The sequence below is a fragment of the Stenotrophomonas sp. LARHCG68 genome, assembly GCF_052871705.1.
The window spans coordinates 62,851-77,360 of the sequence record NZ_JBIXJV010000007.1 but is presented as its reverse complement, the minus strand read 5'-3'; the positions used below and the strand labels follow the sequence as shown (position 1 = coordinate 77,360).

At 68.6% G+C, this 14,510-nt stretch carries 12 protein-coding genes; 3 read left to right on the top strand and 9 right to left on the bottom strand.

Translation table 11 applies throughout. The features are described 5' to 3' along the window. Positions 1-12 precede the first annotated feature (12 nt). From ACIPR8_RS17915 to ACIPR8_RS17880, 8 genes are all read right to left on the bottom strand, one after another. Entirely contained in the window at positions 13-1,053 is a 1,041-nt protein-coding gene (locus tag ACIPR8_RS17915) for an SMP-30/gluconolactonase/LRE family protein (protein ID WP_446541894.1), read from the bottom strand. Next, positions 1,040-1,420 carry a hypothetical protein gene (locus ACIPR8_RS17910; protein WP_446541893.1) on the bottom strand — a complete coding sequence of 127 codons (381 nt, stop codon included), beginning with the start codon at positions 1,418-1,420 and terminating at the stop codon, positions 1,040-1,042. Before ACIPR8_RS17910 ends, ACIPR8_RS17915 begins: the two co-directional genes overlap by 14 nt. A gap of 86 nt (positions 1,421-1,506) precedes the next feature. Further along, entirely contained in the window at positions 1,507-2,556 is a 1,050-nt protein-coding gene (rlmM, locus tag ACIPR8_RS17905) for a 23S rRNA (cytidine(2498)-2'-O)-methyltransferase RlmM (protein WP_132864937.1), read from the bottom strand. Between the two features lie 131 nt (positions 2,557-2,687). Continuing rightward, entirely contained in the window at positions 2,688-3,248 is a 561-nt protein-coding gene (locus ACIPR8_RS17900) for a nucleoside deaminase (protein ID WP_313252633.1), read from the bottom strand. A 201-nt stretch (positions 3,249-3,449) separates the two neighbouring features. Then, a complete protein-coding gene (locus tag ACIPR8_RS17895; RefSeq protein ID WP_446541892.1) occupies positions 3,450-5,762 on the bottom strand; it encodes a TonB-dependent receptor in 2,313 nt (770 codons plus the stop codon). Between the two features lie 183 nt (positions 5,763-5,945). Beyond that, positions 5,946-6,686, bottom strand: coding sequence for an acetoacetyl-CoA reductase (gene phbB, locus ACIPR8_RS17890; protein WP_192286640.1), 741 nt, complete (start codon positions 6,684-6,686; stop codon positions 5,946-5,948). A 31-nt stretch (positions 6,687-6,717) separates the two neighbouring features. Then, positions 6,718-8,055, bottom strand: a complete 1,338-nt coding sequence (locus ACIPR8_RS17885) for a CitMHS family transporter (RefSeq protein WP_446541960.1) — start codon at positions 8,053-8,055, stop codon at positions 6,718-6,720. Between the two features lie 31 nt (positions 8,056-8,086). Further along, positions 8,087-9,232: an OprO/OprP family phosphate-selective porin gene (locus ACIPR8_RS17880; protein WP_446541959.1), complete on the bottom strand. Its 1,146-nt coding sequence runs from the start codon at positions 9,230-9,232 to the stop codon at positions 8,087-8,089. A gap of 222 nt (positions 9,233-9,454) precedes the next feature. On the opposite strand from ACIPR8_RS17880, the gene ACIPR8_RS17875 reads away from it, so the two are divergent. The 3 genes from ACIPR8_RS17875 to ACIPR8_RS17865 are packed head-to-tail and all read left to right on the top strand — an operon-like array spanning position 9,455 to position 12,589. After that, a complete protein-coding gene (locus ACIPR8_RS17875) occupies positions 9,455-10,144 on the top strand; it encodes a response regulator transcription factor (RefSeq protein ID WP_132864932.1) in 690 nt (229 codons plus the stop codon). After that, complete coding sequence (locus ACIPR8_RS17870; RefSeq protein WP_446541891.1) at positions 10,131-11,516, top strand: sensor histidine kinase N-terminal domain-containing protein; 1,386 nt, start codon at positions 10,131-10,133, stop codon at positions 11,514-11,516. The genes ACIPR8_RS17875 and ACIPR8_RS17870 overlap by 14 nt, the downstream gene beginning before the upstream one ends. Further along, positions 11,513-12,589, top strand: coding sequence for an ABC transporter substrate-binding protein (locus ACIPR8_RS17865; protein ID WP_446541890.1), 1,077 nt, complete (start codon positions 11,513-11,515; stop codon positions 12,587-12,589). The genes ACIPR8_RS17870 and ACIPR8_RS17865 overlap by 4 nt, the downstream gene beginning before the upstream one ends. A gap of 78 nt (positions 12,590-12,667) precedes the next feature. Here the strand turns inward: ACIPR8_RS17865 and ACIPR8_RS17860 are convergent, their stop codons facing one another. Then, positions 12,668-14,419, bottom strand: coding sequence for a glutamine--tRNA ligase/YqeY domain fusion protein (locus tag ACIPR8_RS17860; protein WP_446541889.1), 1,752 nt, complete (start codon positions 14,417-14,419; stop codon positions 12,668-12,670). Positions 14,420-14,510: the final 91 nt, after the last annotated feature.

Sequence of the window (14,510 nt, the reverse complement as noted above, 5' to 3'; positions counted from 1 at the left end):
CTACAGGATGCCTTATCGCGATGGCACAGGCTGAGACCGGAGCGGTGCCCCGCCGTATTCACGCCCCGGTCGCTCGGCAAGGAAGGTTTCCACCGCGCCACGGTCCTGCAGGGTCACGAAGACCTGGCGGCCGTCAGTGCCGCCAAAGGCGACGTTGGTCGGCTTGCGGCCGGTGAGTGGCACCTCGCGCAGCAGCTCGCCGGCCGGGGACACGATCGCGACCACGCCGGCGTCGTAGCGGGCGATGTAGAGGTTGCCGTCCACGTCGCAGCGCATGCCGTCCATGCCATGGTCGGCGAAGCGGACCAGCAGGCGCTTGTTGGCGATGCTGCCGTCGGCGGCGCGGTCGTAGACCCATACGTTGCGTTGCACGCTCTCGTTGACGTACAGCCGGGCGCCGTCCGGGCTGACTTCCACGCCGTTGGTGGTGCCCATGCCGCGTTCGAGCAGGTGTACGGTGCCGTCGCGGTCGATCCGCCACAGCTGGCCGTTGTCCGGGCGTGCCCAGTCCGGGTCGCTGGCGTACAGCGTGCCATCCGGTGCCCGCGCGATGTCGTTGGGCTGGTGGGCATCGGGCAGGTGCGCGAACACCGTGACCGCGCGCGTGGACGGGTCCACCTGCAGCACGTTGTGGCCGGCGTAGTCGGCGATGAACATGCGGCCATCGGCGCCGAAGCGGATGCCGTTGCCCACGCTGCCCGTGGGCAGGGTGAGGAAGGTCTCCGCGATGCCGTCGGCGTTCACCCGGCCGACGGTGCCGTCCTTGCCGATGTTGACCACGTACAGCGCGCCGTCCGGGCCGGTGGCCGGGCCCTCGATGCCGGCGGTGAACACGCCGTCGCCCACATGGTCGCGCACCAGGAACGGCGCGGCGGCGCAGGCGCTGCCGGCCAGCAGCAGGCTCAGGGAAGCAACGACGCGGGACAGGCGGGCAGGGCGGGCGATGGCGGCATCCTCGGGTTCACGGTCCGGGGCAGTGTGCCAGAGCACGTCGTGCACGCGGGCGGTGGTTGCGGAGGCAACCGCGCGGCATTCCCGCTCAGCGTTGGCCATCCATCTGCAGTGGCCGCCGCAGTGAACCGGCCTCGGCCTCCCGGGCGGCGCACTTGCCCTGCACGCAGCTGCAGCCGCTGATCTCCCTGAAGCCGCAGACGCTCATCATGCCGCGTGCCTGGCAGCTGGCCTGCACGCCCTTCGGGTCGGTGGGGCTGTTGACGTTGACGCAGGCCGGGTAATAGCCGCAGCAATTGCCGACATCCTTCACCGTGCAGTCTGCATCGGTGCGGCAGCTCTGGTCGATCATCACCGCCGTTGCCTGGGGGGCCGGCGTGGGCGCCGCGACAGGGGGATGGGTGGTGGCCGGGGCGCTGCAGGCGCTGCCGGCGAGCAGGGCGACGAGCAACAGGAACGAACGCAACATGGCGGACTCCGTTTCAGGGCACGCCGTCATGGTAGCCGCTGCGCGCTCGCCCGCCTGTTGGGGCAGGCGGGCCGGGCCCGCGACGCTCAGCGCGAGGCGGGCGTGACGAAGACCGTGATTTCCTCGCGGTCGTGGTACAGCTGCTTGGCGCGCAGGGTCAGCGGCTTGCCGGCCTGCTCGGCGAACAGGTCCAGGCACAGGCGGGTTTCGTCCCAGCGCTTCTTCATCGGCAGCTTGAGGTTGAAGATGGCGTGCCGGCACCAGCCCTGGCGCAGCCAGGTGGCCATGCGCTCGGCGACGCGGCGGGGTTGTTCGACCATGTCGCAGACCATCCAGTCCAACGGCGTCTCCGGCTGCCAATGGAAGCCGTCGGCGCGCAGGTGTTCGACCAGCCCGGTATCGAGCACGTGCTGGCGCAACGGGCCGTTGTCGATGCTCAGCACCTGGACGTGCTGGCGGGTCAGCACCCAGGTCCAGCCGCCCGGTGCCGCGCCGAGGTCGGCCGCGCGCATGCCCGGCTTGACCAGCGCCTCCCGTTCTTCCGGGGTGAGCAGGGTCATCAGCGCCTCTTCCAGCTTCAGGGCCGAACGCGAGGGCGCGTCGGGCAGCAGCTTCAGGCGCGGGATGCCGAGCAGCCACGGTGCGCTGTCGCGGGTGTCGGCGACGCTGACGAAGGCATGCGTGCCATCGACGAACACCACGTGCAGGCGTGGCAGCTTGGGATTGGGCTTGTCGGTGAGCAGGCCGGCCTTGCGCAGCGCCGGGCGCAACGCGTTGCCGAAGCTGCGCGCCAGCCCGGCCAGCGGCTTGCCGGCATCCGAATCGGGGTGCTCGACCCACAGGTCACCGAAACGCGCCTGGCCTTCGAGCGCGGCGATGATCGGGGTGATGCGGTCGGACGGGTCCAGCTGCGGCAACTCGGCCAGCACGCGCAGTTTCTGGCGCGCGAAGATCAGCTCGCGCCATGCCAGGCGCTGGTCCAGTTCGGCGGCCTGGTCGGTGACGAACACCACATAGCCGTCGTTGCGCTGCGTGCGCGCATAGCCGGCGATGCCCGCCGCGCCGGCGCGTTCGTTCAACTCGCCAGCGAGTTCGGGTTCAAAACCCTGGCGGCAGTAGCACAGCAGGCCGGTCATGGAAGTCCTTGGTGGAGGGCAGGTGGAGTGGCGGTGGTGCAGCGGTGGGCGAAGGCACTGGCGACGCTGCTGGCAGGTCGCGTCAGCGGTTCATCGCAGCCCCGCTTCCGGTGGGAGCGGGGCGTCGGGAATCAGTAGCGTGCGCCTTCGTTCTGGCCGTAGTGGGCCAGTACCGCGCGTGCGGCGTCACGCTGCAGGCCCTGCACGACCTCGATGCCGCGCTTGTTCAGCTCGCCGACCCAATTGGCCGGCAGCGGGCCTTCATCGAACGGGGTGAGCGCTTCCACGTCGGCGGCGCTGGCGCCGATCAACAGGCGGTCGATGCCGGCCCACACGGTGGCGCCATAGCACTGGCAGCAGGGCTGCGAGGAGGTGGCCAGGGTGATGGGGGCCAGCAGCGCGTTCAGGCGCGGCGTGTTGAGCTTCTGCTGGGCCAGCATGTAGGCCATGTTCTCGGCGTGTGCCAGCGAGGTGGCGTGCGGCACCACGCGGTTCACCGCGGCGGCGATGACCCTGTCATCCGGGCCGAACACCACCGCACCGAACGGGCCGCCGGTGCCGTGCTCGACGTTCAGCCGCGACAGCTCCACGGCCAGGGCCACCTTGGCCTCGTCGCCGGTATACGCGCGGTCGCAATCGACGGCGTCGTGGATCCAGACGGGAAGGGTGAGGTGAACCTGCGCGTGAAGCATGACGATGACCAACCAGAGGCAAAACGGCGGCCAGTGTATAGGACTGGGGCCGGGGGCTCATCGACGGGACCGGGGGCTGTTCATCTGAGGGGAGCGGGGCTGCCGCGTGGCGGCTCGGGCGTGTTCCCGCCGCAACCCTCCCTTCTGCGACGCAGAAGGGAGGGGGTTCAGGCCGGGCCGTCTGCCGGCTGGTCGTTTGGCCTAGAACCCCGCGCTGAGCGTCATGAACACCTGGCGCGGCGCGCTGGCGTGGATGGCGTAGCGGGTGCCGGTCGGGTCGGTCGGGGCGAACGAGCTGAGCTGGCCGGCGTAGCGCTTGTTGGTCAGGTTGGTCACGTTCATCGACACCTTCAGGTCCTGCAGGCCGAGTCCGGGGCCGAAGGTGTAGCCGAAGCCGGCGTCGAAGGTGGTCACGCCCGGCACCGACTGGTCGTTGGTGTAGGTGTAGTAGCGCTTGCCGGTGTACTTGCCGCGCAGGCTGGCGAACCAGCCATCGTGGTTCCAGCTCAGTTCGCTGGAGGCCATCCGCTGCGGCGTATCGACAGTGATCTTGCCGGCCACCGGCACCACCTGGCCGCCGGAGAGGTAGTCGTCCTCGTAGGTGGACTTGTTCCACGACAGCGCGTTGTACCACTGCAGGCCATCGACGGGCTTTAGGATGAAGGTCAGCTCCGCGCCGTGGCTCTTCACCGAGCCGACGTTGATGAAACGGGTGACGCATTCCGGGCGGGTGCCGACTTCGATGCTCGAACACGGGTTGAGCGAGAGCAGGCGGTTGTCGAACTTCACCGCGTAGGCGGCAAGCGAGGCCTGGTACCTCTCGCCGAAGGTGCGGAAGCCGGCTTCCAGCGTCCTGGACTTCTCCGGCTCCAGCCCGGCGCTGGCGGCGAACGATTCCGGCGACACCTGCAGCGGGCCGCCGCTGCCGCCACCGACGAAGGCGGCGATGTTCTCCGCATACGAGGCGAACAGCTCGTTGTTCGGGGTGAGCTTGAAGCCGACGCCCAGCTGCGGCAGCACCGATTCCTTGGCGGTCAGGGTGCCGGAGGCGAGCTTGGTCTCGGTGCCCGGCCTGGCGACGGCGCGCATCCGCGTGTTCGGGCTCTTGATGCCCAGGTCCACGACCAGGCGGTCGTCCATGAAGCGCATGCGGTCCTGCACGTAGAACTGGCGCGTGCGGATGTCGTAGTCCTGGTCGAACAGGCGGCGGTCCGGGTGGTTGAGGTAGACGTCGTCCAGGAACGGGCCGCTGATGTAGTAGAAGTTGCGCTCGACGTTGTGGTCGTTCTGTTCCCACCACAGCCCGGCTTCCAGCTCGTGGATACCCAGCGTCCAGGACAGTGCGGCGGTCACGCCCTGGCGGTTGATGGTGTAGTTGGTGCTGCGGATGGAGATGGGCAGCATCTTGTCGGTGCCCGGATAGGAGGGCTGGCCCGGTGCCCACCAATGGCCCTGGCCACGGTTCTCGTGGTGGTAGGCGAGCAGCTTCAGGCGGCCCTGCTCGGCCACGCGCAGGTCGGCGTCGATCGCGTACAGGTTGTCATCGCGCAGGGCGCGGCTCTGGTAGTACGCATCGTCGATGCTCCTGACGCCATCGACGAACGCACAACGGTCGGCGTTGAAGGTGGCCGGGGCGCAGTAGGCGGCGGCGACCGCGCGGTCCCAATCCGGGGCATAGATGTTCCAGTCCCAGCCCAGGCCGCGCTCGAGCATGCTCTTGGACAGGTAGGCGTAGTTGGCCTGGCTCACCCGCGAGGTGGCGACGAATGCACCGAAGCGATGGTCGCCGACATTCCACACCGCCTTGGCATTGAACTGTCGGGTGGTCTGGTTCTGGTAGGGTGCGGCCCACATGTCCGCGTCCTGGTGCACGCCGGACACGTAGGCGGCAAAGCCGTTGTATTCACCGGTGTCCACGCGCAGGTAGCCGCGGCGCTGGTTGTCCTCGCCCATGGTGATGCTGGCGCGGCCACCGAACACGCTGGAGGGGTCGCTGGAGAAGTACTGGATGGTGCCGCCCAGGTTGCTGGTGGAGGCAACGCCCAGCGAGCCGATGCCCTGCGCCAGCTCGGCACCGGCCAGGTTCTCGCCGATGATGGCGCGAGCGATGCTCAGCCCGTTGTAGTTGCCGTAGCTGTTGTCGCCGAGCGGGATGCCGTCCAGCGTATAGCCCAGGCGGTTCTTGTCGAAGCCACGCAGGCTGATGGTCTGTGATTCCTCGTTGGCGCCGAAGGCGTCGTTGGACTGCACCGAGACGCCGGGCAGGCGGTCGAGGATCTTCTGGCCACTGCTGCCGGGCGGCAGCACCAGCTTGTCGACTTCGCTGATGCGTTGCACCTGGCGGGTTTCGCCGCGTCCGATCACCGAGACCGCGTCCAGGGTCTGCGCGCTGGCGCTGGCGGCGGTTGCCGCGGTGGCGTCGGTGCGTTCGCCCACGTCCTCGGGGGTGGCGGCGTACAGCGGCGCGGAAGTCAGCGCGGCAAGGATGGCAAGGCTCAGGTGTCGGGTCTGCATGTCGGTCCGTGGCGTGGGGGAGGGCGCGGTGAAACAGGTGCGCGGCCACTATGGAAAACCAACATGAAAGCTTGTTTACGGCAGCGCGGTGAACGCGCGATGCGCCACTTCCGCAGTCCATGAACACGCAGGAAAAAGCCGCGCTGAGGAGCAGCGCGGCGTGCCGGGGGAAATGAAGCAGGATCAGTCCATGTGCAGTCCGCCGTTGACCGCATAGTCGGCACCGGTCACGTAAGCCGCGTCATCCGATGCCAGCCAGGTGCACAGCGCGGCGACTTCCTCCGGGCGGCCAAGGCGACGCACCGGCACCGAGGCGGCCAGCCGGTCGAGCACGTCCGGCGGGAAGCTGCTGATCGCCTGGCTGGCGATGTAGCCCGGCGAGAGCGTGTTGACGGTGACGCCGCGCGCGGCGACTTCGGCGGCCAGGGCGCGGGTGAACCCGTGCATCGCGGCCTTGGCGGTGGCGTAGTTCACCTGCCCGATCTGGCCCTTGTGCGCGCTGACCGAGCCGATGTTGATGATGCGGCCCCAGCCACGCTGGCTCATGCCTTCGACCACCTGCTTGGTGATGTTGAACAGGGCGTTGACGTTGGAGGCGATCACCGCGTTCCAGTCTTCCGGGCTCATCTGCCGGAACAGCACGTCGCGGCTGCCGCCGGCGTTGTTGACCAGCACGTCGATCTCGCCGACCTCGGCGCGCACCTTGGCGAACGCCGCGCTGGTCGAAGCCCAGTCGGTGGCGTTGCCCTCGGAGGCGATGAAGTCGAAGCCCTGCTCGCGTTGCTCGCGCAACCAGTTGGCCTTGCGTGGGGAATTGGGCGCGCAACCGGCGACCACGGTATGGCCGGCACGGGCCAGGCTCTGGCAGATGGCGGTGCCGACACTGCCCATGCCGCTGGTGACGTAGGCGATGCGAAGAGTCATGGTGAGCTCCGTTTCGAGGGCAGGGGGCCGATCAGGCGGCCAGCGGGTACAGGCCCAGCAGCAGGCTGCCGATCATCAGCACCAACGAGATCAGCACCGCCCACTTCAGGGTGAACTTCTGGTGGTCGGCGAAATCGACCTTGGCAAGGCCCACCAGCAGGTAGGTGGACGGCACCAACGGGCTGAGCAGGTGCACCGGCTGGCCGGCCAGCGAGGCACGGGCCATCTCCACCGGGGTGATGCCGTAGTGGCCGGCCGCTTCGGACAGGATCGGCAGCACGCCGAAGTAGAAGGCGTCGTTGGACATGAAGAAGGTGAACGGCATCGATGCCAGCCCGGTGATCACCGCCAGGTACGGACCCCAGGCGTCGGGGATCACCGCCAGGAAGCTGCGTGACATCGCCTCGACCATGCCGGTGTTGGAGAGGATGCCGGTGAAGATGCCCGCGGCGAAGATCAGCGACACCACCGACAGCACGTTGCCGGCATGGTTGACCACGCGACGGCGCTGCTCGGCCAGGTTCGGGTAGTTGATCACCAGCGCGATGGCGAAGCCGACCATGAACAACACCGGCATCGGCAACAGCCCGATCACCAGCGCGGCCATCAGCGCCAGCGTCAGCGCGAAGTTGACCCACAGCAGGCGCGGGCGCTTGGTGTCCTCGGCATCCTCCACGGTCGGCAGGGCATCGCCGTCGTCCGAGACGCTGGTGTCCATCCAGTTGCCGCCCTCCGGCAGGCTGATCACGCCCAGGCGGCGACGCTCGCTGATGCCCAGGTACCAGGCCAGCGCGAGGATGCCGGCGCAGGCCAGCACCATCGACGGGATCATCGGCACGAACACGTCGGCCGGGTCCACGTGCAGGGCGGTGGCCGCACGTGCGGTCGGCCCGCCCCAGGGGGTGAGGTTCATCACGCCGCCGGCGAGGATGGTCACGCAGGTCATGTTCAGCGCGTTCATGCCCAGCCGCCGGTACAGCGGCAGCATCGCCGAGACGGTGATCATGTAGGTGGTCGAGCCGTCGCCGTCGAGCGAGATCAGCATCGCCAGCACCGCCGTGCCCATCACGATCTTCAAGGGGTCGCCCTTGACCACGCGCAGGATGATCCGCACCAGCGGGTCGAACAGGCCGGCATCGATCATCACCCCGAAGTACAGGATGGCGAACATCAGCATCACGCCGGTGGGCGCGATCTTCTTGATGCCCTCGAGCATCATCTCGTCCAGCCCGTGGCCGAAGCCGCCGATCAGGGCGAATACGATGGGGACGGTGATCAGGGCTACCAGCGGCGACAGGCGCTTGCTCATGATGAGGTACATGAACGTGAGCACCATGCCGAAGCCGAGGATGGTCAGCATCATCTGCAGACTCCTAAGGGTCAGGACGTGGGAAAGGGGATCAGAAGTCGAACTGCAGCCGGCCGGTGACCGCGCGGGTGCGGTCGACGGTAGCGCCAGCCAGGCGGTCGCGGTTGCGGCTTTCGATCAGGTTGAGCATGAAGCGCAGGTTGTCGCGCAGGTACCAGTTGCCGCCCAGCGTCCATGCCTCGGTGCTGCCGCGGCGCAGGTCGGGCTGGCCGTCCAGATGCTGCGCGCCGCGCATCTGGTCGTAGCGCAGGGCCAGCTCGAACGCGCCGGCGGTGTGGTGGATGTCCTTGATGCGCGCGAAACGGCCGGTCTTGCGGTCATACGCGCGGGTCTCGCCGGTGACGAACCAGCTGACCAGGCCGTAGCCGGCCATCACGTTGCCGCGTTGCGCACCGTCATCGAAGGTGGCGCCGCTGAATTCGCCCTGCCACGACCAGGAGCCGCGCACCTGCGCATACTCCAGCGACCATTTGTCGACGTCGGTGTCGCGGCCGTCGGCGAAGCTGACCAGGGTCAAGCGGCTTTCATCGGACAGGTGGCCGGCCGGGCGCGGACGGATGCGCAGCGCCGGCACGCCGTTGGCACCGGGATTGTCATAGGCTTCGCGCGCCAGCGACAGGCCCAGGTGCAACACATCGCCTGCCTGCGGCGCCGGGGCCCAGGTGACGCGGCCACCGGCCGCACGGCCCTTCACCTGCCAGGCGTCGATGCTCTCCAGGCTGTAGATGCTGGCCGCCCAGGTGAAATCGCCCGGGTTGGCCTGCCACGACGCGCCCAGTCGATACAGCGGCGCCAGCGTGGTGGCGGCATTGCCACGCTCCAGCAGCGGTCCGTAGTTGGAACTGGTGCGGTCGTCCAGCGAGTAGTACTGCTTGAACTGGCCCACGGTGAGCTTGCCAGCATTGCCGAAGCCGCGGCTGACGTAGACGTCCTTGGCCTCGACGCGGTCGCCGGAGAAATCGGCTTCCAGCTTGTAGTCGACCGCGAAGAAGCGGCCGGATACGTCGACCCATGCGCGACGGACCTCGGTGTCGTCCTTGTTCGGGGTGCCGCGCGCGTCGTTGTCGAAGCTGGCGAAGTCCAGGTGCAGGCGGCCGCCGAGCGTGGCGGTGACCGGGCCGTCGTCCTCGCCGTCGGCGGCCAGGGCCGGTGCCGTGCAGGCAGCCAGCGCCAGCACGGCGGCGCGTTGCCGCCACGTGTTGTTGTTTGCCACAAACCCTCCCAGGTTGCGCGCCAGGCGCGCGGCGTGGGCACCGGATGGTGCGTTGGACCAGAGTCTGGTGCGGCCAAGCTGTCATCCGCCTGTCAGCGCCTTGTGCGGCGCAGCGCGGTGGCATTCCTGCTGCGTGGACGGGGGGCGGCGCGTTAGCATGCCCGCACCTTCCTGCTGCTCCTGCCCATGCGCCTGTTGCTGGTCGAAGACAACCCGGACCTGGCCGATGCGATCATCCGTCGCATGCGCCGCAGCGGGCATGCGGTGGACTGGCAGTCCGACGGCCTGGGCGCGGCCAGCGTGCTGCGCTACCAGAGTTTCGACCTGGTGGTGCTGGACATCGGCCTGCCCAAGCTCGACGGCCTGCGCGTGCTGGCCGGCATGCGCGAGCGCGGCGACAGCACCCCGGTGCTGATGCTGACCGCGCGCGATGGCATCGAGGACCGCGTGCAGGCCCTGGACGTGGGCGCCGATGACTACCTCGGCAAGCCGTTTGATTTCCGCGAGTTCGAGGCGCGCTGCCGGGTGCTGTTGCGTCGTGCCCGCGGCAATGCCAGCGAGGTGGTGCAGGTGGGCAGCTTCCAGTTCGACAATGCGGCCCATCGCGTCAGCGTCGATGGCGAGCCGATCGAGTTGCCGAACCGCGAGTACCGCCTGCTGGAGATCCTGGTCGGGCGGCTCGGGCAGGTGGTGAGCAAGGACGAGATCGGCAATGGCCTGTTCGGTTTTGATGACGAGGCCGGGCCCAATGCGATCGAGCTGTACATCGGTCGCCTGCGCCGCAAGCTGGCCGGCGCGCCGTTACGCATCACCACCGTGCGTGGCGTGGGCTACCTGCTGGAGCCCGGCGAGGGCGCGGTGGATGGCGATGACTGAGGAGCGCGCGCCGGGTTCGCTGCGGCGCACGCTGCTGCTGTACCTCGGCGGCCTGCTGGCGGTGTTCGCGGTGGTGTTGCTGTTCGCCGCGCGCGAGTACGGGCAGCGCGCCGCCAACCGCTCCTATGACCACCTGTTGGTGTCCTCGGCGCTGTCCATCGCCGATTCGGTGGCGCTGGTGGACGGGCAATGGCAGGTGGACCTGCCGTATGCAGCGCTGGACCTGCTGTCGATGGCCGAGGAGGACCGCGTGTTCTATCGCATCGCCGATAGCCGTGGCGCGCTGATCACCGGCTACCCGGACCTGCCGGCATCGCCGCAGCTCGCCGATGGCCGGCCGCAGCTGTTCGATGCCGCCTACAGCGGCGAGACGGTGCGCTTCGTGGTGGTCGCGCGCAGCTTTGCCGCCGCCTCGGCGCAGGGCGAAGTGGAGGTGCAGGTGGGGCAGACCCGCCGTGCCCGCGAGGCGCTGGCACAGGAGATGGTCAACCGCGCGCTGCTGGCGATCGGGGTGCTGTCGGCACTTGCCCTGGCGCTGGTCGCGTTCGGTGTGCACCGTGCGTTCCGCCCGCTGGTGCGGGTGGAGCGCGAGTTGTCGCGGCGCGAGCCGTCGGACCTGAAGCCGCTGGACGCGCGGGTGCCACGCGAGATGGACCAGATGGTCGGTGCGCTGAATCATTTCATGGAGCGCCTGTCCAGCAGCAACGAGACCCTGCGTGCGTTCATGGCCGACGCCGCGCACCAGATGCGCACGCCCTTGGCCGCCTTGCGCGCGCAGGCGCAGCTGGCGCTGGACGAGGACGACCCGCAGGAGATGCGGCGCAGCCTGCAGGCGATCGAGCGCAACGCCACCCACATGAGCCGTCTGCTCAACCAGCTGCTCAGCGATGCCAGTGTGATCCACCGTTCGCACCTGCGCAGCTTCGCCACGGTGGACCTGGCCGACGTCGTGCACCAGGCCCTGCACGAGGCCTCGCCGCAGGCCGGCCCGGTGCCGCGGGTGCAGCTGGCGATGACCAATGCGGCGGTGTCGGTCAACGGTGACGCCCTGCTGCTGCGCGAGGCCATCAAGAACCTGATCGACAACGCGGTGAAGTACGGCGGTGCCGGCGCGCTGCAGATTGCGTTGACCGTGGAGGCGACCGATGCGGTGCTGACCATCGCCGACCACGGCCCGGGCATCGCGGCCGCCGACGCCGAGCGGGTGTTCGAGCGCTTTGGCCGCGGCGAGCACGCGCCGGCCGGCGGCGCCGGGCTGGGCCTGGCCATCGTCAAGCGGGTGATCGACAGCCATGGCGGCAGGATCGATCTGGCCAACCGGCCGGAAGGCGGCCTGGTCGCCACCCTGCGCCTGCCCAGGAGCAATGCATGAAGTCCCTGTTGATCATGATGTTGTGCTGCCTGTTGGTGCTGCCGGCCCGGGCCGCGCCGGGGGATGTGCAACGCTTCCCGGCCAAGGGCGCGGCCACCGCACAGCTGCGCATCCACGGCACCACCGATATCGAGGTGTTCGCGCGGGTGATCGCCGACTACCAGCGACTGCATCCGGGCACCGAGGTGATCTACGAGGACATCATCACCCAGGACCTGCATGCGCGTTTCCTGCGCACCGGCAAGGGCCCGAACGGGCCGGACCTGTTGATTTCCAGCGGCATGGACCTGCAGACGCAACTGGTCAATGACGGTCATGCGCTGCCGCACCAGTCGGTGTGGACCGACGCGGTGCCGGCCTGGGCGCAGTGGCGGCACGAAGCCTATGGCATCAGCTACGAGCCGGTGACCATCGTCTACAACACCCGCGCGCTGCCGCCGGCACGTATCCCGCATACCCGCCGCCAGCTGCTGGCGCTGCTGCGCGGTGAAGGCGCGCCGTTGCGCGGCAAGGTCGGTACCTATGACATCGAACGCAGCAGCGTGGGGTACCTGCTGGCCACCCAGGACGCGCATCGCGGCAGCATCGCCGGCGCCTTGCTGGGGGCGCTGGGGGACAACGCGGTGGTCCGCGAGGAGCGCACCGGCGTGCTGCTGGACAAGGTCAGCAGCGGCGAATTGTCGCTGGCCTACAACGTGCTGGGGTCGTATGCGCAGGCACGCATCGATGCCGGTGCGCCGCTGGGTATCGTCGAGCCGGAGGACTACACGCTGGTGGTGCTGCGCACGGCGATGATCCCGCGCAGCAGCCGCAACCCGGCCGAGGCACGCAGCTTCCTGGATTACCTGCTGTCCCCGCGCGGACAGCTGGTGCTCTCACGCGAGGCGCGGCTGATGCCGATCGTGGGTGCGGCCGGGCGCGATGGCACGCCCGGCCGCAACCGCCGGCCGATCCAGTTGGGGCCGGGCCTGCTGGTGTACCTGGACGCGCTCAAGCGGCGGCAGTTCCTGGATGCCTGGCGCAGCAGCGTGGAACCCGCAGGTCAGCCGCAGGCTGTCGACGTGCAGCGGTAGCGTGCAGCCAGCGACGGCCAGGAGGGGAAAGCAAGAACGCCGGGCATTGCCCGGCGTTTTCATTGCAGCGGCGTTGGATCAGCCCGCCCAGGTATCGCGCAGGGTCACGCTGCGGTTGAACACCGGCTTGCCGGCCGTGTGGTCGCGGCGGTCGGCGACGAAGTAGCCGGTACGCTCGAACTGGAAGGCCTGCTCGGGTGCGGCAGTGGCGGCGGCCGGCTCGACATAGCCGGTGACGACCTTGCGCGATTCCGGGTTGAGGTAATCGCGGTAGGTCTTGCCTTCGGATTCATCGTCCGGGTCGGCGACCGAGAACAAGCGGTCATACAGGCGCACTTCCGCTTCCACCGCGTGCCGGGCGCTGACCCAGTGGATGGTGCCCTTGACCTTGCGGTTGGCGCCTTCCATGCCCGGACGCGATTCCGGGTCCAGCCAGCCGCGCAGCTCGACGATCTGACCGGCGTCGTTCTTCACCACCTCATCGACGCGGGCGATGCCGGCGCCGCGCAGGCGCACTTCGCCGCCCGGTACCAGCCGCTTCCAGCCCTTCGGCGGGACTTCGGCGAAATCCTCGCGTTCGATCCACAGCTCGCGTGCGAACGGTACTTCGCGGGTGCCGAAGCTTTCGTCCTTCGGATGGTTGCTGAAGGTCAGGGTTTCTTCATGGCCTTCGGGCAGGTTGGTGAGCACCAGCTTGACCGGATCGATCACCGCCATGCGGCGTGCGGCGGCACTGTCCAGGTCCTCGCGCAGCGCGCCTTCCAGCACGCTGAAGTCGATCATCGAGTTCTGCTTGGAGATGCCCACGCGTTCGGCGAACAGGCGCATCGCCGCCGGGGTGTAGCCGCGGCGGCGCAGGCCCTGCAGGGTCGGCATGCGCGGGTCGTCCCAGCCGTCGACCAGTTGCTCGGTGACCAGCGCCATCAGCTTGCGCTTGCTCATCACCGTGTAGTTGATGTTCAGGCGCGAGAACTCGATCTGGCGCGGCTTGGCGGCTTCACGCGGCAGGCCCTTGTCGACCAGCGGCTGGGTCAGCGCGTTGTCGTGGGCGAAGTCGACGTTGTCCACGCACCAGTCGTACAGCGGGCGGTGGTCCTCGAACTCCAGCGTGCACAGCGAATGGGTGATGCCTTCCAGCGAATCGCCCAGCGCATGGGCGAAGTCGTACATCGGGTAGATCGGCCAGGCATCGCCGGTGTTCTGGTGCTCGACGTGCTTGATGCGGTAGATCGCCGGGTCGCGCAGGTTGATGTTGCCGCTGGCCATGTCGATCTTGGCGCGCAGGGTGCGGGCGCCATCGGGGAACTCGCCGGCACGCATGCGCGCGAACAGGTCCAGGTTCTCCTCGACGCTGCGCTCGCGGTACGGCGACGGGCGGCCCGGTTCGGTGAGGCTGCCACGGTAGGCGCGCACTTCCTCGGCCGACAGGTCGCAGACATAGGCCTTGCCGTCGCGGATCAGCTTCTGCGCGGCCAGGTAGTAGGCATCGAAGTAGTCCGAGGCATGGCGCAGCTCGTTCCACTCGAAGCCCAGCCAGCGCACGTCGTCCTGGATGGCGTTGACGTACTCGGGGTCTTCCTTGGCCGGGTTGGTGTCGTCGAAGCGCAGGTTGCACACGCCGCTGAACTCGCCGGCGATGCCGAAGTTCAGGCAGATCGACTTGGCATGGCCGATGTGCAGGTAGCCGTTGGGCTCGGGCGGGAAGCGGGTCTTGATGGCCGTGTGCTTGCCGCTGGCCAGGTCCTCGCGGACGATCTGGCGGATGAAGTCGCGCTTCTCGGCGGGAGCGTTCTCCGGCGTGGCACCGGCGGCAGGCGTGTTCTCGGACATGGGGGACGCAACGTATTGAAATAAGCCGCAAGTTTAGCCGAGCCCGGCCTCGGCTGCCGGGACGGGGCTATGCTGGGGGTTCCCGCCCCGT